The sequence below is a fragment of the Pandoraea sp. LA3 genome (assembly GCF_022696215.1).
Taxonomy (GTDB): Bacteria; Pseudomonadota; Gammaproteobacteria; order Burkholderiales; family Burkholderiaceae; genus Pandoraea; species Pandoraea capi.
Window position 1 is genome coordinate 1 of sequence record NZ_PTPY01000028.1, and the last position, 23,607, is coordinate 23,607.

General features: G+C 59.7%; 23 protein-coding genes. 6 read left to right on the plus strand and 17 right to left on the minus strand.

Annotated elements, in window-relative coordinates; translation table 11 throughout:
• On the minus strand, nucleotides 1–97 hold a 97-nt coding region (locus C5N93_RS08360), incomplete at its 3' end, for a transposase (protein ID WP_038732834.1).
• Nucleotides 98–354: 257 nt separating this feature from the next.
• Here C5N93_RS08360 and C5N93_RS08365 point away from each other — a divergent pair.
• The gene (locus C5N93_RS08365) at nucleotides 355–939 is read left to right on the plus strand and encodes a DUF1629 domain-containing protein (protein ID WP_242558921.1); all 585 of its coding nucleotides are present in this window, start codon (nucleotides 355–357) and stop codon (nucleotides 937–939) included.
• A gap of 735 nt (nucleotides 940–1,674) precedes the next feature.
• On the opposite strand, the gene C5N93_RS08370 is transcribed toward C5N93_RS08365, so the two are convergent.
• The 5 genes from C5N93_RS08370 to C5N93_RS08390 all read right to left on the minus strand — a co-directional run bounded on the left by C5N93_RS08370 (nucleotide 1,675) and on the right by C5N93_RS08390 (nucleotide 6,230).
• Nucleotides 1,675–2,202 carry an anti-sigma factor gene (locus C5N93_RS08370; protein WP_347403298.1) on the minus strand — a complete coding sequence of 176 codons (528 nt, stop codon included), beginning with the start codon at nucleotides 2,200–2,202 and terminating at the stop codon, nucleotides 1,675–1,677.
• Entirely contained in the window at nucleotides 2,160–2,969 is an 810-nt protein-coding gene (locus C5N93_RS08375) for a sigma-70 family RNA polymerase sigma factor (RefSeq protein WP_347403299.1), read from the minus strand. The genes C5N93_RS08370 and C5N93_RS08375 overlap by 43 nt, the downstream gene beginning before the upstream one ends.
• 53 nt (nucleotides 2,970–3,022) lie before the next feature.
• Nucleotides 3,023–3,562, minus strand: a complete 540-nt coding sequence (locus C5N93_RS08380) for a DUF3455 domain-containing protein (protein WP_242558923.1) — start codon at nucleotides 3,560–3,562, stop codon at nucleotides 3,023–3,025.
• Nucleotides 3,563–3,818: 256 nt separating this feature from the next.
• Nucleotides 3,819–4,586, minus strand: a complete 768-nt coding sequence (locus C5N93_RS08385) for a hypothetical protein (RefSeq protein WP_242558924.1) — start codon at nucleotides 4,584–4,586, stop codon at nucleotides 3,819–3,821.
• Between the two features lie 117 nt (nucleotides 4,587–4,703).
• The gene (locus tag C5N93_RS08390; protein WP_242558925.1) at nucleotides 4,704–6,230 is read right to left on the minus strand and encodes a DUF1254 domain-containing protein; all 1,527 of its coding nucleotides are present in this window, start codon (nucleotides 6,228–6,230) and stop codon (nucleotides 4,704–4,706) included.
• A 288-nt stretch (nucleotides 6,231–6,518) separates the two neighbouring features.
• On the opposite strand from C5N93_RS08390, the gene C5N93_RS08395 reads away from it, so the two are divergent.
• Nucleotides 6,519–8,072 carry a DUF1254 domain-containing protein gene (locus C5N93_RS08395; protein WP_242558926.1) on the plus strand — a complete coding sequence of 518 codons (1,554 nt, stop codon included), beginning with the start codon at nucleotides 6,519–6,521 and terminating at the stop codon, nucleotides 8,070–8,072.
• Between the two features lie 320 nt (nucleotides 8,073–8,392).
• Here C5N93_RS08395 and C5N93_RS08400 read toward each other — a convergent pair whose 3' ends face one another.
• Together C5N93_RS08400 and C5N93_RS08405 are read right to left on the minus strand one after the other, a co-directional pair.
• A complete protein-coding gene (locus C5N93_RS08400; protein ID WP_242558927.1) occupies nucleotides 8,393–9,043 on the minus strand; it encodes a hypothetical protein in 651 nt (216 codons plus the stop codon).
• Between the two features lie 221 nt (nucleotides 9,044–9,264).
• Complete coding sequence (locus C5N93_RS08405; protein ID WP_242558928.1) at nucleotides 9,265–10,176, minus strand: alpha/beta hydrolase; 912 nt, start codon at nucleotides 10,174–10,176, stop codon at nucleotides 9,265–9,267.
• A 288-nt stretch (nucleotides 10,177–10,464) separates the two neighbouring features.
• Between C5N93_RS08405 and C5N93_RS08410 the strand changes: the two genes are divergently transcribed.
• From C5N93_RS08410 to C5N93_RS08420, 3 genes are all read left to right on the plus strand, one after another.
• A complete protein-coding gene (locus tag C5N93_RS08410) occupies nucleotides 10,465–11,232 on the plus strand; it encodes a superoxide dismutase (protein ID WP_277990253.1) in 768 nt (255 codons plus the stop codon).
• Between the two features lie 183 nt (nucleotides 11,233–11,415).
• Nucleotides 11,416–12,216, plus strand: coding sequence for an HAD-IIB family hydrolase (locus C5N93_RS08415; protein WP_242558929.1), 801 nt, complete (start codon nucleotides 11,416–11,418; stop codon nucleotides 12,214–12,216).
• A 560-nt stretch (nucleotides 12,217–12,776) separates the two neighbouring features.
• Nucleotides 12,777–14,264, plus strand: coding sequence for a SulP family inorganic anion transporter (locus C5N93_RS08420; protein ID WP_242558930.1), 1,488 nt, complete (start codon nucleotides 12,777–12,779; stop codon nucleotides 14,262–14,264).
• Between the two features lie 120 nt (nucleotides 14,265–14,384).
• Here the strand turns inward: C5N93_RS08420 and C5N93_RS08425 are convergent, their stop codons facing one another.
• From C5N93_RS08425 to C5N93_RS08440, 4 genes are all read right to left on the minus strand, one after another.
• Complete coding sequence (locus tag C5N93_RS08425; protein WP_242558931.1) at nucleotides 14,385–15,509, minus strand: porin; 1,125 nt, start codon at nucleotides 15,507–15,509, stop codon at nucleotides 14,385–14,387.
• 179 nt (nucleotides 15,510–15,688) lie between these two features.
• Nucleotides 15,689–17,089 carry an MFS transporter gene (locus tag C5N93_RS08430; RefSeq protein WP_242558932.1) on the minus strand — a complete coding sequence of 467 codons (1,401 nt, stop codon included), beginning with the start codon at nucleotides 17,087–17,089 and terminating at the stop codon, nucleotides 15,689–15,691.
• Between the two features lie 77 nt (nucleotides 17,090–17,166).
• A complete protein-coding gene (locus C5N93_RS08435) occupies nucleotides 17,167–17,952 on the minus strand; it encodes a cyclase family protein (RefSeq protein ID WP_242558933.1) in 786 nt (261 codons plus the stop codon).
• Between the two features lie 120 nt (nucleotides 17,953–18,072).
• A complete protein-coding gene (locus C5N93_RS08440) occupies nucleotides 18,073–19,050 on the minus strand; it encodes a fumarylacetoacetate hydrolase family protein (RefSeq protein ID WP_242558934.1) in 978 nt (325 codons plus the stop codon).
• A gap of 175 nt (nucleotides 19,051–19,225) precedes the next feature.
• On the opposite strand from C5N93_RS08440, the gene C5N93_RS08445 reads away from it, so the two are divergent.
• Nucleotides 19,226–19,882, plus strand: coding sequence for an FCD domain-containing protein (locus C5N93_RS08445; protein ID WP_242558935.1), 657 nt, complete (start codon nucleotides 19,226–19,228; stop codon nucleotides 19,880–19,882).
• A gap of 30 nt (nucleotides 19,883–19,912) precedes the next feature.
• Here the strand turns inward: C5N93_RS08445 and C5N93_RS08450 are convergent, their stop codons facing one another.
• From C5N93_RS08450 to C5N93_RS08470, 5 genes are all read right to left on the minus strand, one after another.
• The gene (locus C5N93_RS08450; RefSeq protein WP_242558936.1) at nucleotides 19,913–20,344 is read right to left on the minus strand and encodes a c-type cytochrome; all 432 of its coding nucleotides are present in this window, start codon (nucleotides 20,342–20,344) and stop codon (nucleotides 19,913–19,915) included.
• A gap of 158 nt (nucleotides 20,345–20,502) precedes the next feature.
• The gene (locus tag C5N93_RS08455; RefSeq protein ID WP_069342710.1) at nucleotides 20,503–21,300 is read right to left on the minus strand and encodes a transporter substrate-binding domain-containing protein; all 798 of its coding nucleotides are present in this window, start codon (nucleotides 21,298–21,300) and stop codon (nucleotides 20,503–20,505) included.
• A 64-nt stretch (nucleotides 21,301–21,364) separates the two neighbouring features.
• On the minus strand, nucleotides 21,365–22,093 hold the full coding sequence (locus C5N93_RS08460) for an amino acid ABC transporter ATP-binding protein (protein WP_242558937.1): 729 nt from the start codon (nucleotides 22,091–22,093) through the stop codon (nucleotides 21,365–21,367).
• Nucleotides 22,077–22,730 carry an amino acid ABC transporter permease gene (locus tag C5N93_RS08465; RefSeq protein WP_039401077.1) on the minus strand — a complete coding sequence of 218 codons (654 nt, stop codon included), beginning with the start codon at nucleotides 22,728–22,730 and terminating at the stop codon, nucleotides 22,077–22,079. Before C5N93_RS08465 ends, C5N93_RS08460 begins: the two co-directional genes overlap by 17 nt.
• On the minus strand, nucleotides 22,727–23,515 hold the full coding sequence (locus C5N93_RS08470; RefSeq protein ID WP_150719688.1) for an amino acid ABC transporter permease: 789 nt from the start codon (nucleotides 23,513–23,515) through the stop codon (nucleotides 22,727–22,729). The genes C5N93_RS08465 and C5N93_RS08470 overlap by 4 nt, the downstream gene beginning before the upstream one ends.
• Between the last annotated feature and the right edge of the window lie 92 nt (nucleotides 23,516–23,607).

Below are 23,607 nucleotides of genomic sequence, written 5' to 3' on the forward strand. Positions count from 1 at the left end.
TGAACCCGTGCTTCCTGCACAGTTCCTTGACCGGCATCCCGGCTTCAGCTTCCTTCAGAAACCCGATGATTTGCTGTTCCGTAAATCGCTTCTTCATGTTCGTCTTCTTCTCCGAAAACGAACTTTACTAGACTCCGGCTGGCCCTGTTTGTAGGGGGCAGGTCAGCCGAATTCGGCCAGACGCCGCCTCCGGGGTAGCCACGGCCACTGATCGCAGTGGTTTGCCTCTGCAAGTGACAAGTCGGCTGTCGTGAGCAGCAGCACTTGGTTTGGGGTAGCCTCCACATAAGCGCGCCGCTCGCTAGATATAATACCCGATGAAAATGTACGAATTTCGAATTTTTGGGGTAGTGCATGAGCAACCGAATTGAAAGTGATTACTTCTCGGTTTCTTTTTCTGATTCATACCAAATTGGTATTTTCGAGCTGGAAGACGTTTTTTGGCTTTTCAGAGAAGGCCGAGCGTTCACTCGCGCGGCCCCAATCTCGAAATCAGGTGAGCAGGCCGTATTTAAGATTGTAAAAAATTGCGAAGGTTATGACTATATCCCTTGCAGCTTCGTGCAGCTTTTTTCGACGAGAGTTTCTGATTTTCTACGAAGGGAAGCAAATTGTGAATTCGTGGACTTCATAGCGCTCAACGGGACCGTGCTAGTGAAAGATCCTGGCTATTCGCTATTTCACGCGATGGACGTATTTGAGGCCGTTGATCACGAGAAGAGTGAATTGCTAATGTGGAATGAAGAAGCGGGCGGGGGCATTAGGAAGATCAGAACGCTGTTCCTGAAGTGGGACATCATAGGCAGCAGCGAAGTTTTCGTTCTGAATGACGCGCAGATACTCTGTGTGTCAAGACGAATACGGGATCGTCTTTTGGAAATCGGGGTGAAAGGTTTCCGGTTTTGCTGTCTGGATGACATCGCAGCGGAGTACCTCTGAGATACACCGCAAGTCCTTGTGATGCATGGCTCTTCCGGGTCGGAATCGGCCATCCGAGACGACCAATTTCCCTCGGTGAAAACTCTCGGATCTGTGCACCAAACGTGCACCGATTAACGATATCTTATTGATCTAATTGGTTATAGGATTCTGGTCCCCGGTACCACTTAGGCTTCGAGCCACATCAAGCCAGACGTAGTAATCCCTATTGTTTCAGTGGGTTGTGTCAGATTCTCCGTTCCAGGAGCCGTGCGATAACGTAGCCAAAAGTAGCCCAGGAAAGCTATTTTGGCTTCTCAGTGCACCAGATTTGCACCGAAATTTGCACCGGCACCGAGTGGAAGGACGACGCTGCGCAAGCGTAGCCGCTGAAGAAAATTGCGGGAGATATTCGCAACCACCTCAGACTCCGATGAGGTCGAATATTGCGACGCCACTCTTAACCTGATTGGCACGCAGAAGGCACTGCCCGCGATAACGCAAAACCGAAAGTCTCGAAAGCGCAATGTGAAGATTTCGGATCAAGAGGCAATAGAGGCGCGCGACGGCTGGCTAGTCAATGAATCCGATGGTCAATCAGCGCTAGTGCGTTGCATTCATCGGGTCAATCCACAGCCATGAACCGTCATTCAGCCTCTTTGGTTTGATCGCTAACAATTTCCTCAATCAGGGGGCGCTTATGGACCTCAATCGGATCCATTCCCGCTCGCCCAACTTCGCCGGCATCGAAGGAGATTACGTCGCCACTGCCCGCCCAATTGAAAGAATTGGCCCGGTTGGCCGTCCGATCGGGGAGCCTTGGGGGGGCTCAAGGGTAATTTCAAACAACTGATTGGGCAGAAGTGGCGGGAGCTTCTCGATCGATACCTCGACCGGTACGCCAGCCCTTAACAGTCCCAACGAAACCGGAGCGGACCAGCCATCGGCCTTCGTCCATAGTTGCAGTGTCTTGTCCGTCTGTATTGGCTCTTGTTTCAATGGGATCAATCGCAACTTTCGGTCAGCGCCTACCTGCAACAACCAGCCCGGACTTTTGTCCTGAGGAGAGGCCAGTACGACGACGAAGCGTGGTGGCGGAGGCGATGTTCCCAGCTTCACCGCTAGCACAATCGATAGAGACAGTGCGGCGCAGGTAACGGCACCGGACGTGAATCGCCAAAAGCGGATGTCGTCCCATAAGCGACGCAATACTGAACGCTGTGTGACAGAAAGCGTCCGGCTCAGGCGCTGCCAGAGTTGTACCGAAGGCTCAAGCGGCGCCACGCTTTCGGCCAACGGGTGCAAACGGGACTCCCACTCGGCGACCTTCGCGGCCAGGATTGGCTCGTGCCGCAGCCTGGATGCCACGGCCTGTCGTTGCTCCCAAGACAGGGTGCCGATGACGTACTCACCAGCGAGATCGTCAAGCGCAGTGAGTTCCTCTGGGGGCATTCCATGCACTCACGAAGGGATTGGAGGCCGCGACGTACCCACGCTTTCACCGTCCCCAGCGGTGACCGGAGACGCTCTGCTATCTCGCTATGTGAGCAGCCGTCAAGATACGCGTAGAGGATGCTGGCGCGCCGGGGACCATCTAACCGATCCAGACACCCGGCCAGACGGCTTCGCATCACCGGGTCAGCGGCCAACGAGAACGACATTGCGCTTGACGTGGTGTCGGCGTTCATATGGGCATCAAGCGTATCGTCATCCGCATTGACTTCCTTGCTTCGACGACGAACGGTATTGAGTGCCTGGTGACGGACAATGCTGAAAATCCACCCGCGCCCGGAACCGCGGGTGGCGTCGAACGTTGCGGATTGCGTCCAGATACTGACGAACGCGTCGTGCAATACATCTTCGGCCAACTGGCGGTCGCGCACGATGCGCTGCGCAACGCCAAGCAGATCGCCGGCGTCGCGCTCATAGAGTTGCCGCAGCGCCTTGGCGTCTTGCCTGCGGCACGCTGCAATCAATGATTCGTAGTCAAACGCATCCGTATTGTCGTGCACAGGCAGCTCTCGGAAGCAATAGGGGGCATGCGCGAGCATGCCCCCGATAATCGACTACGCTTTCCGGAACATGCCTTTCGTATCAGGCCTTGTCAAGACGCCTTCCAGAAAATGTAGTCGGCCTGATACTTGACGGTTTGTTTCGCGCCTTTCGACGCTACGTTGCATGGCGTGGTCGGCGCTGTGCCACCTCGCGTCGCCAGTCGCTGTATGTACGTCACCCCCTGCATGGCACCGGCCCCCGTCGCAGGATTCGCCTTGACTAACTGCAGCGGGATGTTGCCGGCGCCTGCGGGCGACACTGCCACCTGCGTCGCAGTCACCTTGGAGCCGTCCATGGATTCCCACGTTGCGGGCGGGCCATAATACTTCCCGACTGCGCTGCCCGACCGGTCACTCAATGTGGCGTCAGGTCCAACAAAGGTCCATTCGAACTGGCCTGCCACGTCTTTCTTTTCCCGGCACTCATAAAGAATTTCCCCTTTACCGAGCGTCTGCATGACGACCCGATGGCCATCGGGAACCTTCACGGCGTCCGCAACCGGTGCCGAAGAGGCATTCATTTGCGTGCCTCCGGCGCAAGCGCCGAGAACGGCAGGGGCAAATACGCTGACAAGGACGAAGCGCTTCATGGCATGACTCCTGTGGAAGTTTGACGGGCAAGATGTCTCGATTTCGGGAGCATCACCCTCTCTACACACGAGATGCCAATTCGGATGCAGTGAACTGCAAATATTTGATTGGCTGTGAAAGAGGCGGCAAGCGGTGGTCGGACTGCTGCCTCGATATACCGTGTGGACTTAGCCGCAGGCCATGTAAGTCGTTACAACACGCCGCTTAATTATTTCTATGACGAATGTCAGCGGCTGTTGTTAATCGTCGCTCACCTCAGCTTGAAGGTAACGATTGTTGCAATGCGAGCAGGTTCTGAGGCACAACGCGAATAAGCCCACCCCGTGGACTATCGATATCGGCGATGAGGGAAAGCGAAAGCGATAACGTGACGGGTAGCACGAACAACAAAATGCGCCGCCCGGCAGCACCTCGTGCACCATACCCTTGCATGAGATTGCCGAAAAAAGCGATCGCTATCATGAGCGTCCACGCAGAGATCGGCACACGATTGAGCCACGCCGCCTGGGTGTACCCCTGCGTGTTGATGACGTCGTTCGTTCCGGCGACGGCGAGGGCGACGATCGGATTCGATTGTTCGGCTGCGGACTCCCGCACGCCATTCCACAATTGGGTCTGGATATCTGCCGTTTTTGCGTTAATGGTATCGAGTTGATCGGTGTCGCGCGTTCTGTAGAACTCGATACGCAATTTCACATAATCACGCAGCAGCGCTTTTAGCTTCGTGGCCTGACGTTCTCCCAGCAGTTCGGCGCGCAGGTACTGCGTACCGATCGCGTTCGCCTCCTCTTCCTCCAGATTTTTTCGCTGATCGTATCGACTCACGGCCATCGAAAGCGTGAAACCAATGAGCAATGCGAGCAGGGTAAGGGTTGCCCCCTGGACGACGGTGTAGTTATCGCGTGCGTCGTCCGATATGGGCATTACCCGTTGCAGACCCACCGCGCCCATCGCCGCAGCGACCGATAGCAGCACTATCAATGTCAGGAAAAGGTATGCCGGGTGATGCACAAGTTGCGTCATCTCAATCCCCGTAAATCTTCATCCAGTGCAACATTCACGCGAATGGAGAAGTCGCACTGGCGATTTGCTTTGCCCGGTCGGTAGGACATTGCCTCGAAGGGGAGGACGGCTCCCGCGCTAGCGGGTCTTAACGATGTCGTCGGGCTTCCATGTCTGGTCGAAGAACGCTTGCTTCGGAGAATAGAGTCTGAAGATCACGAAGTATCCCTTACCGGGTACTGTACGCAACCAGTTCTTTTCCTTGCCTGCGGGCGCCATTGGCCCGAAGTAAAGATCGACAGAGCCGTCGGCATTCTCTAGAGGCTTATCCATCTGGTTAAGCGATGGGAACGATTGCCCGTTGGCGAGCCCCGAAGCCGTGGTCCCGTCATAGACCGTCGCCGACCAGAAGTTCTTCGCCGGAATATTCGGCGGCAGATGCAAAGTGTAAGCATTTCCCCCGTCGAGGAAATTGCCATCTTTATCGCGGAAAGTCACCGGGTATTTGGCGCCCATCTCAACGAGATTGACAACCATACCTGGACTTGCCGAATAAGCGCTGGTGTAGAAGCCGGTGCGCTGTTCGAGGTTGATGAACATGCCCCCCGCCTGGAAAGCCGTATTTTCACCGGCAAACACGTTGATCCACTGACGGTCGGGATAATACTTGCCTCCCGGCTCGTGCGGCACCATGTCCACCATGACGACCTTGCTCATCTTGAACGCGATTTGAGCTGCCTGATCCAGCAGCGTCCGCCGCTCAGGCGTCGGGTTGAACGGCTTGCCTTTCTCGATGCCGATAGTGTGCAGAAAGCCTCGCATATCCAGATCACTTGGATCAACGTACTCGCTTTCGATCAGGCGCGACAACATACCGAAATACGCACCATCTCTCGGGAAAAGCATATTCGCCGGGGTCTGGTTTGCATCCGGGAATTGCATTGGCTTCGCGCCGCTCTTCTTCCCGAGCGGATAGATGCGCGTCGAGGCGATCTCGGCGTTCGGCTTGGATAGGTCTTTCGGATCGGAGAAGAAGGCCCGCCAGAAAAGGAAAACGTTGTAGGTGCGCGAGCGATAGACAAACGATCCTTTGGGTACATCTTTCGGCTCACCCTTGAAATCGGGAGGAAGGAGCACATAGATGCCCCCTTTCCCTTTATCGGGTCCGGCGAAGCCGACATCCCCCGTCCACGTATGACCGTTGAGCGTCGGGCCGACTAATGGGCGCTGAAAAAAATCGTCGAAAATGCCTTGCACGCCGGCAGGCACCTCAACGACGAGCGGTCCATCTTTATGCAGGTCGAGATACCCCATGGCATACACAACATCGGAATTTGGCGTCGTCACCTGTGTGGTGGCCTTGATGCGCTCCTTCCACACCGGAAGCACGTTGTAGCCCGCCCCAAAAGTCTTCTCAGAGCCTTCCTTCATCGCCCACATATTCACCGCGGGAAGCGCCCAGAGATATGTCTGGGTCGCGCGCTGAAAAATGAGTTCATCCTGAAGCGTGCGCGAAGTACTTGCGGTCGGATAATCCTTTTCGAATGGCAAGTCCGCCAGAGACTGATACCGTGAATTAGACGTTTGCGCATAGCCCACCGTCGCCAGACAGAGCATGAAGGCAGTGGTTGCAATTCGAGTGCGCGTGCTTCTCAGCGGCTTCATGAACGTGGCTCCGAAGTGATAGCGAAAACTTTCCCGTGACGCTGGACGGCCGACGGCCGACCCGATGAGGGAGAGACAGATAACAACGCGGCATATCTGTGGGAAATTTAGCGAGCCGTTGGTGGAAATGAAAGACGCTTGCCCCAGATTGCACCAAAGGGCAGACGCCTTGCCCTAAATCCCTATCGCTAATGGAAAACGCACCAGTGATACTGAAAATTGTCGTGCTTTGGGTTCAACGCGCGCATACCGCGACACGCGGAAATCACTGAGATATTGCGAGGCGATATGGCAGATCGTGAAGACGTTAATCTGACCCGCAGGCTGGTGGCTGTACTGGGTGGCATCGCGCCCGTTGCCTACGCCTCCACCTTTGCGGGTGTGCGCGACGCGAGTGCAGCGCCACAGGCGAAGCGCCTGGAGACTGGCGCAGCTGAGTCGGCAAGGACTGGTCCGTCCGCCGCGACACAAGTTCAGCCGCCGAAAGGCATCGTCATGCATGCGGGGTACGCGCAGGTCGTCGCGAAGTTGGCGTACGTCTGGGGCTGGCCGATGGTCAACATGCTGAACCGCTTCGCACGCATTACCCAGGCCCCGCATCCCGGATTACTCAACGGCGTGCTTCCGGCCGCACCGCGCGGACAGATCGGCATGCTGCACGACTACATCGATCCGGCCGAGACGTTCGTTACTTGTCCCAATCAGGATGTGGTGTACGGCCTGGGATTCTTTTCGCTCGATGAAGAACCCGTGGTGATTCAAGTGCCGGATTTCGGCAATCGCTTCTGGGTCTATGCGCTGTATGACGCCCGTACGAATCAGTTCGGACACGTCGGCAAGCCGTACAAATCGCGCCGTGGTTTCTACTTGTTGGCAGGGCCGAACTGGAAGGGAAAGGCGCCGGCAGGCATCACCGAAGTCGTGCGCTGTCCAACGGCGCTTGCCAACGCGATTCCGCGTGTCTTCATGAACGACACCGAAGAGGACCGCAAGGCGATTCAATCCGTGATCAATCAGGTCGTCGCTTATCCGCTGACGCAATTCGACGGAAAAATGAAAACGATCGTGTGGCGTGACGCCCCCGTCATCACGCCGCCCACTCAGGCAAATACCGAAAAGGCGGAAGCGGGGGAGACGAAATGGGTGATCCCGGAGAAGTTCTTCGATCAGTTCGGTGAGGTACTGAGCACGGTACCCCCTCTACCGGGCGAGGAAGCGATGTATGCTCAGTTCCGGTCATTGATGGAAGTCGCGGGGCGCGATGCTGAAATCAAGAAAACGATCGTGCAGACTGCCATTGATACGGAGCGCGATGCCATCGATCCGTTTTTCCAATGGCGGCATAACGGTGTGCCTGCGGGCAATGGTTGGAATCGCTCAACGAACAACGCGCAGAGCGGGTTTGACTACTTTGACCGCACCGGCACGGCAAAGTCGAACATGTTCGACAATCGCCCCGAGGAAACACAGTATTTTTACACTGACGTTGACGCCTCGGGCGCGCAATTGGTCGGTGGCAGCACCTACGAGATCGTCTTTGCAAAGGGGGAAGAGCCGCCCGTCAATGGCTTCTGGTCACTCACGCTTTACAACGACAAGCACCTGTTCCATCCCAACGATCTGAAGCGTTATTCGCTTGGCACAAAGAACATCACGCTCAAGCGAAATCAGGACGGCTCACTGTCGCTATACGCTGGCACTAAGTCCCCAGGAGTTGATAAAGAGGCGAATTGGCTACCGGCGCCCGCCGGGAAATTCTCTTTGTACATCCGTGCGTACTGGGGCAAGTCGCCGATTCTCGACGGCTCGTGGAAGCCGCCAAGAATCAACAAAGTCGGTTGAGGTATCTGGTTTGCGGTGTTGTCGTCACCCGCACGTTTGCATTGAATGACCGCTTCGGGTCGGAATCGGTCATCCGAGTAGACCAATTTCCCTCGGTGAAAATTCTCGCATCGGTGCACCAAGGGTGCGCCGATTGAAAATATCTTATTGATCTAATTAGTTATAGGATTCTGGTCCCCGCTACCACTGAGGCTTCGAGCCAACTCATGTCTTACAACGCAAACCCTATGATTTCAAGGGTTTGTGCAATGTCTTCCTACCGCAGATCGGTGCGGGAACGCGGCCCGCTCGATAAGGGATGAATACCGAACTGGGCGCATTCAATCGAGATATCCCTTGATACTTAATACATATTGTGGACGACCGCCCTGTTGGGTGCACCACTCCTCGTATTCGACGGGCGTAATCAAAGATTTCGAATGAATAAAATAGACATCTGCCCGCTTGGGGATCTTTGCCAATTTATCGCTGAGATGTATTCCGATGACATGGGGGGTGCCCTTCTTTTCATGAAGAGCGGGATCTATGTACGCGGAAGGCTCTTGCGGAGATACAGTCGTCTTGATGTCGAATAATGCCTCGAAGCCGCTGTACCTGACCACGAAGTCTGGTCTTGACTCCGGGGCAAGCGACACCAAACTCACTGGCTTTACGGACGAATGAAGCGCCAGAACGCGAAGCAATGCCCACTCTCCCAGGGCACCCACTATGTCCTGTTCTATGGGAGTTGAGTCAATCGTAAAAGCGTTGGCCCGAAGCCAGGCAATACGCTCAGCCGCCGCCAGGTCGTTTGGAGAAACCTCAATCGAGGCAATGTAAACGAGGCCATGCGGTGGCTGCGTCATGATTGCCGTTTCGAGGGCTTGTAGAAATGCTTCTCGCTCTGCTGGTTTTCTGAGGTCGCAGATAACACGCCGAATCAGATTTTTTTCGGCGGAACGGGCATCGATAAATTCGGTGTTGACTGGCAAAAAAATTGCTCCGGTGGAATTCTGCTCGCCCCTACGCAGTCATTGTTCGATGACGGCAAGTGGCTCGCCACAGTCTGTCGCGTGAAGCCATTCTGCGACGTTTGTGCAGAAGTGGTCTTCGGCACGAATCGACATGGGAATGGGTATGGTTGCCAATGCTCCACGACGCAATCGGATGTCGCTAGCCATCATTACGCGAAATCGCCAGCGGTTAATCCCCCTCACTGAAGAAATGCCGTAATCGCCGCCATCGTCGCGGCCGGTTGTTCTTCCATCAACCAATGACCGGCGTTCGGAATGACGACGCCTTTCACATTCGTTGCCGCAGCGCTCGCGACGGTTGCCATCATCGTGGCGAATGACTTCTCGCCACCGATGGCCAGTACCGGCATCGGTAGCGGACCCTTCGCGAGAAACGCCTTGTTGTCGATGGCGTCCTGATCGAAGGCATGGAATTGTTCGAAGCCGGAGTGCATCGCGCCGGGCAAAGCGTAAAACCGCGTGTAATGGCGGCGCGACGCTTCGTCGAAATGCTTGGGGTCTGCGGAGAACTCGTTCCAGAAACGGTCGAGGTAAATGCGTTCGCGTCCCTTCACCAGACGCTCCATGTCCGGCCCGCCAAACCGGAAGTGCCAGAGCAACGGGCTCTTCAATATGTCTTCCCAAGGGCCGACGCCGGGAATCGGGGCGTCCATCAGCACCAGTTTCGTGACCCGATCGGGCTGCTCCGCAGCAAATGCATACGCCACCATATTGCCGATGTCGTGCGCCACGACATCCACGCGGCCGATATGGAGCGAGTCCAGCACGCCGGCGATATCTCTGGCTTCGTTCTTCTTGTCGTAGCCACCGGCCGGATGGTCCGAGAGCCCCATGCCGCGAAGATCGGGCACCACCACTGTGTGATTCGTCGCGAGCTTCGCCGCCAGCGGCGCCCACATGTCGCCCGTTTCACCATAACCGTGCAACAGCACGACCGCCGGACCCTGCCCGCCGACGCGCACGTAAATCTTCGCGCCATTGGTCGCAATGGTCTGGTGCCGGAAATCCGAAGGGAAGCTGAATTTGTCCGCGAACGCGGGGAAGGACTGGAACGACACAAGCAACAGCAGGAAAGCAAGCAGTTTTCGCATTTCCGACTCCCGAGGGGTGGCCCAACCGATCTGGCTGAATTGCTCGATTCGCGGATAGTCTCATACTTTCTAGCGGCAATTCATTTCGACGGGATTCCATACCCGTCTTGCATCGTTGCCACGCGTGACGTTGGCGACCACCCGCACCGATACTCCGCTCCGACTTGCGCAACCCCCTTCGCTGAAAAATTTTGAAAAGCGCGGAATAACTCGACACGACGAGTCGTTATGGGAGTGAGAGGTGCTATTGATATCCCTCACATTCCCCCCAACGAATCGGAAATGATCATGTCTCAAACGCTTCTGTCTCGCCGTCGGATGCTCACCAGCGGTTCGCTCGGCGGTGCCGCGCTCGTCATGTCGAACCTGGCCTTTGCGCAGCCGCCGTCGTACCCGCCGAAGAAGTCGGTTAAAAAGCTCGACGAAGCCGCGCTGCTCGCGTATCTCGGTGCGTCGCCGCAATCGCTGCCCAATCTGCCCTACGCGCAGGACGCGCTCGAACCCGTCATTTCCGCTCGCACCATCGGCATTCATTACGGCAAGCATCATCAAGCCTATTTCACGAATCTTCACAAGCTGCTGGCCGATTCGCCGCTCGCCAATGCTACGCTCGAACAACTGATTCTGAAGTCGCATGGCCGCGAGGACATGGAAGACATCTTCAACAATGCCGCACAGGCGTGGAATCACAACTTCTACTGGAAGTCGCTGAGCCCCGTGCAGACGCAGCCCGACGAGCGTCTCGCCAAGGCCATCGTCGCCAAGTTCGGTTCGGTCGAAGCGCTGTCGAAGCAACTGATGTCGGTGTCGGCATCGCAATTCGGTAGCGGCTGGGGATGGCTCGTCGTCGACGACAAGCATGAGCTGGCCGTCGTGAAGACGGGGAATGCAGAGACGCCGTTCACGCGTAGCGGACAACTGCCGTTGCTCACGGTCGATGTGTGGGAGCACGCGTATTACCTCGACTATCAGAATCGTCGCCCGGACTATCTCGCCGAGACGATCGCGAAGAAGTTGAACTGGACGTTTGCCTCGCAGAATTACGCACGCATCTGAGTCCGGCCGAGCACAACAAGTGAGCGAGAAATGCGAATGCCCCGATTCGTCGGGGCATTTCGTCGTCCTGCAACGCTGCGTCGCAACCCCGTGACTGCGACCGAATATGCATATGCGCAATTCAACTAAGCCCATGGCCGATCACGTCGCATAATCGAAGGCTCCTCGCGCCTATCGATCGTCATGCAACCGCTGTCTCTCGCCCCTCTCGATCAGTTTTCTTCCGTCCGGTTCGTGCTGACGGATATGGATGAAACGCTCACCTATCGGGGGCGTCTGCCCGCGCAGACTTACGACGCATTGGCGCGTCTGGAAGCGGCGGGCATTCGCGTGATTCCCGTCACCGCCGCCCCTGCGGGATGGTGCGATCAGATGGCGCGCATGTGGCCCGTTGACGGTGTCATCGCCGAGAACGGTGGACTCTTCCTGCGAAGAACGGAAGACGGGCACCGCGTGGAGCGGCACTACTGGCACACGTCGGACACCATTGAGCATGCGACCGAACAACTTCAGACGATTGCTCGGGCGGTAGCGCACGCCGTGCCGCAAGCGGAGCACGCCGACGATCAGCTTTTCAGACTGACGAGCCTTGCGTATCGCCGCACGGGAACGGATCTCGATCAACGCATTCTCGACGCGCTCATTCAGGCGGGCGCCAACGCCACGATCAACAACTTGTGGGTGCTCGGCTGGGTCGGTGGATACGACAAGCTTTCCATGTCGCTACGCATTCTCGATGACGTCTACGGCATCGACGCCGAGGCGGCGTCCGACCTGATCGCGTACTCCGGCGATTCGACCAACGACGCGCCCATGTTCGGCTACTTCCGGCACACGGCGGGGGTGAGCACGGTGGTCGACTATCTGCCCCAACTTCCCGTGCCGCCGCGCTGGATCACGCAAGGCCCGGGCGGTGCGGGATTCGTGGAGTTCGCCGACGCGATACTCGCGTCGCGCACGACGCCCGCATTGCTTGCCGTGTAGCGCATGACGCTCGGTGGCGCGTCGCAAACGGAGAGAGCCCTGACACGTCAGGGCTTTCTTCATTTGCGTTGGCCATCGGCCATCGGCGTAGATCCGCTTGATGCACTTATTGCCAGAAGGGCGATGCTGCGGAAATAAGGCCGGTGAGATACAGAGCGCCTTCAGCGAACAGGGGGAGCAGGGGCATGGTGTTTCTCCTTCAGTAAGTCGGATGATGGTGAGGGTGATACGTCGGTGGTGTCGTCTTATTGCCAGAACGGGCTGGTCGCCGAGAGCAGGATCAGGCCTTGGAAGGCGTATTCGGCGGCATACATCAGGGCGGGTACGATCGGCATGGTGGTTCTCCTGGTTGGGGCTTTCGCGGTGTTGCGTGAGCCGTTGAATGAAGTATCCGACTTCGTGCTCGATGGCGAAACTGCGATTAATACAGGTGCGCTCAGCATGTCTGCGCAGGCGCTTGCCCCACGACGGTATCGACCCGTTCGCGAAACGCCCGAAGTGGCAGCGCGCGCCCGGCTGGTAAAATGCGCGTCCGCCGCATCTTTGCTTCAACGTCATTCATGAAGTCTCCAACGCTTCGGGATCAGTGGTTCCCGAATCTCCCCGGTAACGTCCTTGCCGGGCTCACCACCGCGTTCGCGCTGGTTCCCGAGTGCATCGCCTTCGCACTGGTCGCACAAGTCAATCCGCTGATGGGGTTGTACGGCGCATTCATCATCTGTGCGCTCACGGCCATTTTTGGCGGACGCCCCGGCATGATCTCCGGCGCCGCCGGGTCGATGGCCGTCGTGATCGTTGCGCTCGTCGTCGAGCACGGCGTGCAGTATCTGCTGGCGACGGTCGTGCTCAGCGGCCTGCTGATGATGGGCTTCGGCATGTTGCGGCTCGGCAAACTGATCCGCATGGTGCCGCATCCGGTGATGATCGGTTTCGTCAACGGACTGGCCATCATCATTGCGATGGCGCAGCTCGAACACTTCAAGCAGGCCACGCCGCAAGGCGACGTCTGGCTGCACGGCACGCCGCTCGTCATCATGTGTGCACTGGTTGCCGTCACAATGTTGATCGTCTACGTGCTGCCGCGCGTCACCAGGGCGGTGCCGCCGGCGCTCGTCGCCATTGTCGGCGTTGGTGTCGTGAGCCAGTTGCTGCATCTGCCCACACGTACGCTGGGCGACATGGCGCACATCGCGGGCGGTTTCCCGACGCTCCATCTGCCGCAAGTGCCGATCAATCTGGACACGCTGCGTATCGTCTTCCCTTATGCGCTACTCATGGCGATCGTCGGTCTGCTGGAGACGTTGCTCACGTTCAATCTGACGGACGAGATCACGCAGACGCGCGGCCGTCCCAACCGCGAATGCCTCGCGCTCGGCGTATCGAACGTGGTGTCGGGAATGTTCGGCGGCATGGGCGGTTGCGCCATGATCGGGCAGACGATGATCAACCTGAGTTCGGGCGGACGCACGCGGGTGTCGGGGGCCACCGCCGGGATCATGATCCTGCTGTTCGTGCTGTTTCTCTCACCGCTGATCGAGCGGATTCCGCTCGCGGCGCTCGTCGGCGTGATGTTCGTCGTCGCGCAGCAGACCTTCGCGTGGGGATCGCTGCGGGTGCTCGGCAAGGTGCCGCGCAACGACGCCATCGTGATCGTCGCGGTGACGGTCATTACCGTCTTCACGGATCTGGCGGTGGCGGTGCTGTGCGGCATCGTGATCGCTGCGCTCAACTTCGCCTGGCAGCATGCGCGGGAGATTCGCGCCGATATTGAAGACAACGCGCCCGACGCCCGCACTTACGTGCTGCACGGCACGCTGTTCTTCGCGTCGACGGCGAATTTCCAGGAACTGTTCGCACCGCCCACCGACGTGCACGACGTCACGGTCGATTGCCGCCATCTCCACGTTGCCGATCACTCGGCCATCGTGGCGTTCGAGACGCTGGTCGAGCGCTACCGGAAAGCCGGCCGGCACCTGCGCTTCGTTCATCTCTCGTCGCGCAATCAACGTCTGCTCGAACGGGCAGGGGTGCGTCTCGTCACGACGTAACGAGGGGATCAATGACCGGCGCAGCACCAGCGTGCCGATCGGTGTACTGGCGGTTGTGACCGCCATGCGTCGATGCGCGAACATCGACGCACGACAGCATTGCGCCGCCGCGTCAGCGCATCAGAATGCGTGGCGCATGCCGATCATCGTGCCGAACTGGCTCTTGCCCGCCGCAGGCGCCGAGCCGACGGCATCGGCGCTCACCGCGAGTGCGAGTCCGGCACGATTGTCTATCAGACCCGAAGTGACGTAGACCGACGTGCGCTTACTCAGCGAATACATGCCCCGCACCGCATACAGCCATGCCTGATTCGGGCTGCCGTGATAGCCGAGCCATGCGACCTGCGCGGCGAGATTGATCGCCGGCGACGCATCGTAGGAGACGCCGAGCGAGAACAGATCGCTGACAGGTTTGGGATTGGCGTCGTTGGTGCGACGTAGCCAGCTTGCGGCAATCCGGCCGTTCGGAATGGCGACGAACGCACCGACAAGCATCCGGTCGTCGGTCTGCGCCGGACTGTTCAGGCCACCGAACGCGCCGGCACCGCCTCGCAACGAGTCGTAGGCGATATTGGCGCCGTACTGGCTCGTCTTGTACATCAGCAACGCCGACCATTCGCGGCACGCGCGCGAGTTGCCGGGAATCTGTCCGGGACAGTTCATGCCGGCGGGGCTGGGGCCCGCGTTGACCGTGTCGCGTCCAAAACTGTAGGTCGCGCCTACCGTCCAGCCACCCGATTCGAATTTGTACGCCACGGCGTTATCGGCCCGGGCATTGGGAATGTAATTGTCGAGCGAGCCATTGCCGTAAATGTTGGGGCCGAGCACGTCGGTGTCCATCGTGGCCCAGAGCAGCATCGTCATCTGTCGCCCGAAAGTGAGTTGTCCCCACTGCGGGCTGTTCACGCCGACCCATGCCTGACGTCCGAATAGCCGTCCGCCCTGATTCAGACTTCCGCTGCTCATCGCAAACCCGGATTCGAGGGTGAAGATCGCTTTCATACCGCCGCCGAGGTCCTCCACACCTCGCATGCCCCAGCGCGAAGGCGTCGAGCCGGTGATCGACGGCACGCGCACGACCGAACGGTTGTCTGCGCCGATGTTGTTGACGTACTCGACGCCGGTGTCGATCACGCCGTAAAGCGTCATCGATTGCGCATGCACGACGCCTGCGCCTCCGGCGTAAATCGTGGCGCTCAGCAGCGCGCCGAGTGTCCCGGGAATGGGGTTGAACGACCACTTCATGATTTGTCTCCGTTCTTGTTTGTCGTGAGATGCGAGAAGTTTTCGGGTGCACGAAGCCACACGGCGTGCGGCGTCGCAGCCGTGACTGGCGTTGCGATGTGCGGATTGGCGAGCGGGACAGACCGGGGGGGGCGGTGCGCGCCGCTCGCAGGTGCGCACCGTAGGTGAGGTGTTCGGGTCTAGGGGGCGCGCCTGACGTCGCGTGGGTGTCTGATATTGGCGACGCCGTGGCTATCTGGCGATGTCGACGTTGCATCGCCCGCGCCCAGCCATACGGCGCAGAGGCTGGCGAGCACCGCAGGCACGGCGAGACAGCCGAGCAGTATCACGGGATCGACTTCGCGTGCCACACCGTACCCGGCGAGTTGAATGCCGAGGATGCCGCCTAGCCGGCCAATACTCTGCATCCAGCTGAGCCCCGTCGCGCGTGCCGTGACGGGGTATAGCGTTGTCGCGAGCACCTGAAACCCGGTTTGTCCGCCGAAGACGACGATTCCAGTGAGCAGTCCGACGATCAGCAGCGTCGTGGTGTCTGCGCCAATTGCCGGTCCCCAGAGCCAAGCCGCCAGCGCACCCGCGAGATACGTCAGCGTGACGACGCGGCGCGCACCGCATCGGTCGATCAGCCAGCCCACGACGACAGCGCCCAACGCGCCGCCGATCTGAAGACTCCCGGCAATCGTCGCGGCGACCGGCGCGGGAATGCTCTTGAACGTCAGGAAACTCGGCAACCAGTTGATCAGCGAGAACATCATCATCAAGCCGCAACCGTTCGCAATCCACAGCAGGGCGGTGCGCAGACGGTAGGTCGGCGAGAGGATGGTGCGCAGCGGTCCAGCGGTGATTGCCGAGCGCTCGGTTCGTGTCGACGACACTTCGCCTTCATCGAGATCGCGCGCGGTGATGCGTTGCAGCAGCGCCACGACACGTGTCACGTCCGCGCGGCGCTCCGCAAGAAATGCAATCGACTCCGGCAGCCGCCACAGCAGCATTGGCAGCAAGGCGAGCGGCAGCGCCGCGCCGACGACAAACATGCCGCGCCAGCCGACGTGGGGCACCACCAGCGGCGTGAGCCAGCCGGCCATGGCGCCGCCGAGCGTGTAGCCGCAGTACATCGTGGTGACGATGAGGGCGCGTCGGCGCGCCGGCGCATATTCCGAGACGAGCGCGACGGCGCATGGCATCGCGGCGCCCAGTCCGAGACCGGTGACGAAGCGCAGCGCGATCAGTGCATCGACCGACGGTACGAATGCCGTGGCGAGGTTTGCGGCGCCGAACAGGGCCGCGGCGCCGATCAGCAGCGGGCGTCGCCCGATGCGATCCGCGAGAATGCCCGCGACGCAGCCGGCGAGCATCAGGCCGGCGACACCGGCAGTGAAGACCGGCGTCATCGCGGGGCGGGGCAAATGCCACTGTGCGCCGATGAAGGGCGCGAGAAAGCCGACGAGCACGGTGTCGAAGCCGTCGAGCAGCATGATCAGAAAGCACAGCACGAAGATCGTCCATTGCAGGGACGACAGGGGATGGGCATCGATCAGCGCACGGTAGGTGCGACCACCGGCCTGCCCGTTGTCAGGCATGTTCATGTCTCCTCCAGACTACGGATGAATGCGATTTAGTGGGTGCCGTGCTGTTTCAGTCTTTTCGGCACCGATGGTCAGTCCTGAAAGATCGCCACCGCCCTTGTCCAGCCTGCCGAGGCGCGGCGAATCTTGTGCGGGAAGCAGCAGATCGTGTAGCCCGTGGGGGGCAGGGTTTCGAGGTTGTGAAGTTTCTCCAGATGGCAGTAGCCAATGTCGCGTCCGGCTTTGTGACCCTCCCAGAGCAGTGACTTGTCACCGGTCGCGGCGAATTTTTCTGCGGTGTAGACGAACGGGGCGTCCCAGCTCCAGGCATCGGTGCCGGTCAGCCGCACGCCTCGCTCCAGCAAGTACATCGTCGCTTCGTAACCCATGCCGCAACCTGCTGAGACGTAGTCGTTGTGCCCGTAACGTGAACCGGCACGTGTGTTGACGACAACGATGTCGAGCGGCGAAAGCGTATGACCAATACGCCACAGTTCGGCTTCGACGTCTTCGGCCGTAGCAACGTAACCATCGGGCAAATGACGGAAATCGAGTTTCACGCCGGGGCGGAAGCACCAGTCGAGCGGCACTTCATCGACGGTGATCGACGGCCGGGACCCGCCGAGCTTCGCGTCCTGCGTGGCGTGGAAGTGATAGGGCGCATCGAGATGCGTGCCGCTGTGGGTCGTGAGCGTCACCCACTCGGCGGCGGCCGCCTGTGCCTCGGGATAGTCCTCGGCCTTGGTGCCCGGCAGCAGATGCAGAAACGACGGCATCGTTTGCGAGTGATCTTCGTAGGTAATTTTCGGCGCCAGCGAGGGCGGATCCGAAAGCACGTCATTTTCCAGATAGATGGAAAGGTCGACGATGCGAGGCATGGCCTGTCTCCTTGATTCCTGATTTGCGGGCAACGTTTTCGAGGGGTGTCCTGCTCGATACCCGGTCGCTGCGCCGAACTGCGAAAGCGTTTGTCGCCGGCGTTATGCGCGTTATGCGCGTTACGCGCGCCGTACGACCTGTTCGATTGCGCCGAAAACCGACGCCCCGCTCGCATCAAGCATCTCCATGCGAATTCGATCGCCGAAGCGCATGAATGACGTCTGAATCGCACCGGTATCGATTACCTCGATGGCGCGCCGCTCCGAAATGCAGGCAGAGCCGGCTGCCCGGTCCTGATTTGACACGGTGCCACTTCCCAGAATAGTGCCCGCGCGCAAGCGACGGGTACGCGCGGCATGCGCGATCAGTTCCGGGAACGAGAAGGTCATTTCGCGGGCGTTCGGTTCGCCGAAGCGTTCGCCGTTCCACGAGATCCGCACGGGAAGATGCAGACGGTTGCCGTCCCACGCCGCGCCGAGCTCGTCGGGCGTGACAGCCACCGGGGAGAACGACGACGACGGCTTCGCTTGCAGGAAGCCGAAGCCCGTGGCCATTTCGCGTGGGCCGATGCTGCGCAGACTCACGTCGTTGACGAGCATCAGCAAACGAATGTGCCGTCCGGCATCGTGCGCTGCTACGCCAAGCGGCACGTCGTCGAGCACCACCGCGATCTCGCCTTCGAAGTCGATGCCGTCGGCTTCGCTCGGCAGCGCGATGTCGTCGTGGGCGCCGAGAAAGTCGTCTGAGCCGCCCTGATACATGAGGGGAATGTGGTCGTTGCCCGGCGCTGGCGCGATCCCGAAGGCCGTGATCATCAACTGGCCGTGATTGGCGAACGCGGAGGCGTCCAGCCATTGGTAAGCCCGCGGCAACGGGGCGGCTGCCCGCGTCGTATCAAACGCAAAGGCGTAAGGACACTCGTTGGCGTTCAGTGCATCGTAGACACGTTGTAAGCGCGGCGCGGTCGACGTCCAGTCTTCTATCGCAGCCTGCAAAGTCGGTGATATCTGGGGCACGGCCGCCGCACGACACAGGTCGCGCGACACCACGAGCAATTCGCCATCGCGGTTGGGGGATTTTCGGGTGGCCAGCTTCACGTTGTCTCCTGTCGTTTGCGTCGTCGAAGCACGCGGTCATTCGACGTTGTTTTATCGTCAAGATATAACTTTGTCGATAAAAATGCAAATTGACGAAAATATGATGCTCGGAGAGAATGTCGATTCCTGATAACAGAGAAGATGCCCGGACTTCGTCCGGCATCCGGTGAGAGGCATGGAGATCGAGAAAGGCACGCTGACGGAACTGGTGCTGGAACGCCTGCGCGACGACATCGTGGCAGGTGCCTACGACGCAGGGCAGAACCTGCGCATTGAGATGCTCAAGGAGCGTTACGGGACAGGCGCTTCGCCATTGCGCGAGGCGCTGGCCCGACTGGCGACGGAAGGCTTCGTGGTCAGTGAGACGAACCGGGGGTTTCGCGTCTCCCCCATGTCGCGCGACGACCTGGAAGACATTGCGCTCGTGCGAAAGACCGTGGAGTCGGAGGCGCTTTCACTGGCGATTCGAAATGCGGGCGACGAGTGGGAAGTGGGCATCGTGGCCGCGTTGCAGCGGTTGAAGCTCGCGGCGAATCGCCGTTACGACAACGCCGACGAACGCATGGCCGCGCTGGAGTCGGCGCACTGGCAATTCCATCGCGCAATCATCGAAGGCTGCGGCTCACCGCGCCTGTCCGAGTTGCAGGCGACGTTCTACCGACAAGGGGTGCGTTACCGGCGTCTTGCGTTCGACGAGTTGTTCGACGTGAAGAAGTTCGTCACCGAACATGAGTCTCTGGCAGAGGAACTGGCGTCGCGCGACATTGCGAGGGCCACCAAGGCGCTGCGCGCACACATCGGCATCACGTCCGAGGAAATTTTCCCGAGTTGAATGCCGGGGCGTGAGGTCGCGCGATGCGAATCACTTGAACGTGTGAAGGTAAGCGATCAGATCGGCGACCTTGCGTTCGTTGCCGATGCCCCAGAAGCGCATCTTCGTGCCCGGGACCGTGTTGCCGGGATTCGCGATGAAGGCGGCGAGGGTCTTGTCGTCCCACACGATGCCGGACTGCTTCATGGCGGCGGAGTATTCGAAGTCCTTCAGGCTGCCCGCGCGGCGCGTCGAGAGTCCGTTGAGTTGCGGGCCGAAGCCCGACGCGGCCATCGGCCCGACCGAATGACACGAGGCGCAGCGCGAGACGAACAGCGCCTTGCCGGCTTCGATGTTGCCTGCGGCAAAGGCGGGTGTCGCCGCAGCGAACAGCGTCAGCGCGAGAAGGCCCGCGCGCAGGCCGGCGGCGCACGAGAGGTGAAATGCGGACAACGCGTTAAGCGCCTTCATCGGAAGCAGCATGAGAGAGAGGTCGCGAGGAAAGATAACGAAAGCAAGCCGCTAACTTACCCCTTTCCGCGAAGGACTGCCAGTAAAGAGATCATGAAAAAAGGCCGTCCCTGCCGAGGCAGAGACGGCCTTTCGCGATGTCGCTATCGGCCCTGCAAATGCTGGCGTGCTTATGCGCCGCCCTTGGTCACGCTCTCCGGCAGATCGCGGCCATGGTACTTCTTGTAGATCTCGTTGAGCTTGCCGTTCTTCAGGTTGGTCTTGACCCAGTTGTTGACCCAATCCTTCAGGCCCGGCTGGTTCTTGTTCAACGCGATGCCCAGATCGAATTCCTTCTGCGCGAACTTCAGTTCCAGGTTCTTGCCCGGAGCGCGCTTCTGCATTTCGCCAAGGTTCGACGGCGTGCTCGAGAAGATGTCGACCTGACCCGTCACCATGGACGTGATCAGCGTGGCGTCGTCTTCGTAACGCACGATCTGCGCACCCTTGGCGTTCGCCGTGGTGAGCGTGTCGTTGACGGTGGCGCGCGTGAGACCGATGCGCTTGCCGTCCAGATCGGCGTAACCCTTGATGTTCATGCTCTTCGGCGCGCCCACGATGATCGAGATCACGGCGTAGGGGATCGAGAAGTCCACCACCTGTGCACGTTCCGGCGTGATCGACAGGTCGGCCACCACGATGTCGGCACGGTTCGCTTGCAGCGTGGGCACGCGCGCGGCGTTCGTCACGGACACGATGTCGAGCTTCACCCCCAGATCCTTGGCGAGCAACTCAGCGGTCTCGACGTCCGAGCCGACCGGCTTCAGATTCGCATCGGCATACGAGTACAGCGGCGTACCCATCGCGATGGCCACGCGGATCTTGCCTGCCTTCTTGATGTCGTCCAGTTGATCGGCAAACGCGGCGTGTGCCATCACGCCCAGCGCAACGGCGGCACAGGCTTGGGTAAGGAACGTCTTGAGTTTCATGCAATGGTCTCCTTCGGGTGATTGTTGTCTTGCTTGAACGGGCGTCGTGGATCGTGACCGCGGCTTACAGGCCGTTCGCCAGGAACGCACGCAGTTCGGGGGTCTGCGGGTTGTCGAGCATCTCGCCCGGACCGACTTCCCAGACCTTGCCGTGGTGCATGTAGATGATCTGATCGGCCACCCGCTTGGCAAACGCCATTTCGTGCGTGACGAGCAGCATCGTCATGCCGTCGGCTGCGAGGTCTTCCATCACGCGCAGCACTTCGCCCGTGAGTTGCGGATCGAGTGCGGACGTCACTTCGTCGAACAACATGACCTTCGGCGACATGGCGAGCGAGCGTGCAATCGCCACGCGCTGCTGCTGGCCGCCCGAGAGTTGTTCGGGATAGCTGTCCGCCTTGTCCGACAGGCCGACCTGTGCGAGCACGCGCTTGGCGACCTCTTCGGCTTCGCTGCGCGCCATGCGCTTCACGTGACGCAGCGCGAGCATGATGTTTTCGCGCACGCTCAGGTGCGGGAACAGGTTGTAGCTCTGGAAGACGATGCCGACTTCGCGACGCAACTGATGCAGGTCGATGGACGGATCTTCCACGCGGATGCCGCACACTTCGATGGAGCCTTCGTCGATGGTCTCCAGGCGGTCGATGCAACGCAAGGCCGTGCTCTTGCCCGAGCCGCTGGCGCCGATGATGGCGACCATCTGACCGCGCTCGACTTCGAACGACACGCCCTTGAGCACAGGGTTGTCGCCGAAGCGCTTGTGAATCTCTTTGACCTTAACGATTGCCGACATTGAGCCTGTCCTCCAGTGATGCGCTCCAGCGCGAGAGCGGGTAGCACAGCACGAAATAAAACACCCCTACCAGCGAGAACACGAGGAAGGGCTGGAAAATCGAGTTGTTGATGATCTGTCCGGCGCGCGTCAGTTCGACGAAACCGATGACCGAAGCGAGCGACGTCATCTTGATGATCTGCACCAGGAAACCGATGGTCGGCGGCAGCGACAGACGCACCGCCTGCGGAATGATCACCAGACGCAGGGTCTGCCAGCGGGTGAACGACAGGCACTCTGCCGCTTCCCATTGCGCACGCGGCATCGCTTCGACACAACCGCGCCAGATATCGCCGAGATACGCGCTCGTGTAGACCATGAGCGCCAGTGCGGCCGCCACGATCGAGGGCAGCTCGAAGCCGTACACCGACAGACCGAAGTAGACGATGAACAGCAGGATCAGCAGCGGAATGCCCTGAATCGCTTCGATGAAAACCTGTGTGGGCAGGCGCAGCCAGCGGCGCGGCGAGATACGTCCGAGCATCACCAGAAAGCCGCCGGCCATGCCCAGCACAAAAGCGAGGGCAGACAGCACCAGCGTCCAGCCGATGGACTGCACCATGTAGCCGAGATACGTGAACGAGAAATTGCCGATCATGAAGCGCTCCGTTGCGCGGTGTTGCCCGCCGACGTGCCGGAGGCGTTCGTGTTGCCCGCACGCGCAGCGGCGGCACGGCGGCGTGCGGCCTGCGCGGTCTGTGCTGCGGCGCGTCGCACGGTGCGGCGGCGCTTGAAGAAGTATTCGCCGGCGGCCCACGCCACGAGCTTCACGAGCAGCGAGAGCGCGAGATAAAGCGCGGCCACGACGATGTACGTCTCAAGCGAGCGGAACGTATCCGACTGCACGGTATTGGCGACTGCCGTGAGTTCCTCGGCGGAAATCTGCGAGGCGATGGCCGAGGCCTGCATCATCAGAATGAACTGCGTGGTGAGCGACGGGTACACCTTCTCGATGGACGGTTGCAGCATCACGTGCCACGCGATGCGCCACTTCGACAGCCCCAGACACTCTGCCGCTTCGATCTGACCGCGCGGCACCGATTCGAGACCGGCGCGGATGATCTCGGCCGCGTAGGCGCCGATGTTGATCACCATTGCGAGCACGGATGCCGTGAACGTCGGCAAGTGCACGCCCATGCTGGCGAGGCCGAAGTACAGCAGGAAGATCTGGACGAGGAACGGCGTGTTGCGCACCGACTCGATATAGATGCCGCACAGGCGCGACAGCCAGCGGTGACGGCTGCGTTTGGCGAAGGCGACCAGCGTGCCCAGGGCCGTGCCGATGACGACCGAGAATACGGTCATCTTCAGCGTGAGCCACGCGCCTTCAAGGAAAACTGGCCAGTAAGGAACCAGCGGGGCGAAATTCAACGAGAAATGCATGGCAAACGCCTGTCTCCGGTGACGTTCGGGGCCGACGCGCCAGGCAGCCATCGTTGCGGTTATGACATCCGCAGCAGCCGTGGTGGGTCTTT

What these genes read in the sequence shown, in the direction of transcription:
- C5N93_RS08365 (WP_242558921.1), top strand. Translation starts at nt 355, where the DNA reads ATGAGCAACCGAATTGAAAGTGATTACTTCTCGGTTTCTTTTTCTGAT.
- C5N93_RS08375 (WP_347403299.1), bottom strand. Translation starts at nt 2,969, where the DNA reads ATGCTCGCGCATGCCCCCTATTGCTTCCGAGAGCTGCCTGTGCACGAC.
- C5N93_RS08380 (WP_242558923.1), bottom strand. Translation starts at nt 3,562, where the DNA reads ATGAAGCGCTTCGTCCTTGTCAGCGTATTTGCCCCTGCCGTTCTCGGC.
- C5N93_RS08385 (WP_242558924.1), bottom strand. Translation starts at nt 4,586, where the DNA reads ATGACGCAACTTGTGCATCACCCGGCATACCTTTTCCTGACATTGATA.
- C5N93_RS08390 (WP_242558925.1), bottom strand. Translation starts at nt 6,230, where the DNA reads ATGAAGCCGCTGAGAAGCACGCGCACTCGAATTGCAACCACTGCCTTC.
- C5N93_RS08395 (WP_242558926.1), top strand. Translation starts at nt 6,519, where the DNA reads ATGGCAGATCGTGAAGACGTTAATCTGACCCGCAGGCTGGTGGCTGTA.
- C5N93_RS08405 (WP_242558928.1), bottom strand. Translation starts at nt 10,176, where the DNA reads ATGCGAAAACTGCTTGCTTTCCTGCTGTTGCTTGTGTCGTTCCAGTCC.
- C5N93_RS08410 (WP_277990253.1), top strand. Translation starts at nt 10,465, where the DNA reads ATGTCTCAAACGCTTCTGTCTCGCCGTCGGATGCTCACCAGCGGTTCG.
- C5N93_RS08415 (WP_242558929.1), top strand. Translation starts at nt 11,416, where the DNA reads ATGCAACCGCTGTCTCTCGCCCCTCTCGATCAGTTTTCTTCCGTCCGG.
- C5N93_RS08420 (WP_242558930.1), top strand. Translation starts at nt 12,777, where the DNA reads ATGAAGTCTCCAACGCTTCGGGATCAGTGGTTCCCGAATCTCCCCGGT.
- C5N93_RS08425 (WP_242558931.1), bottom strand. Translation starts at nt 15,509, where the DNA reads ATGAAGTGGTCGTTCAACCCCATTCCCGGGACACTCGGCGCGCTGCTG.
- C5N93_RS08430 (WP_242558932.1), bottom strand. Translation starts at nt 17,089, where the DNA reads ATGCCTGACAACGGGCAGGCCGGTGGTCGCACCTACCGTGCGCTGATC.
- C5N93_RS08435 (WP_242558933.1), bottom strand. Translation starts at nt 17,952, where the DNA reads ATGCCTCGCATCGTCGACCTTTCCATCTATCTGGAAAATGACGTGCTT.
- C5N93_RS08445 (WP_242558935.1), top strand. Translation starts at nt 19,226, where the DNA reads ATGGAGATCGAGAAAGGCACGCTGACGGAACTGGTGCTGGAACGCCTG.
- C5N93_RS08450 (WP_242558936.1), bottom strand. Translation starts at nt 20,344, where the DNA reads ATGCTGCTTCCGATGAAGGCGCTTAACGCGTTGTCCGCATTTCACCTC.
- C5N93_RS08455 (WP_069342710.1), bottom strand. Translation starts at nt 21,300, where the DNA reads ATGAAACTCAAGACGTTCCTTACCCAAGCCTGTGCCGCCGTTGCGCTG.
- C5N93_RS08460 (WP_242558937.1), bottom strand. Translation starts at nt 22,093, where the DNA reads ATGTCGGCAATCGTTAAGGTCAAAGAGATTCACAAGCGCTTCGGCGAC.
- C5N93_RS08465 (WP_039401077.1), bottom strand. Translation starts at nt 22,730, where the DNA reads ATGATCGGCAATTTCTCGTTCACGTATCTCGGCTACATGGTGCAGTCC.
- C5N93_RS08470 (WP_150719688.1), bottom strand. Translation starts at nt 23,515, where the DNA reads ATGCATTTCTCGTTGAATTTCGCCCCGCTGGTTCCTTACTGGCCAGTT.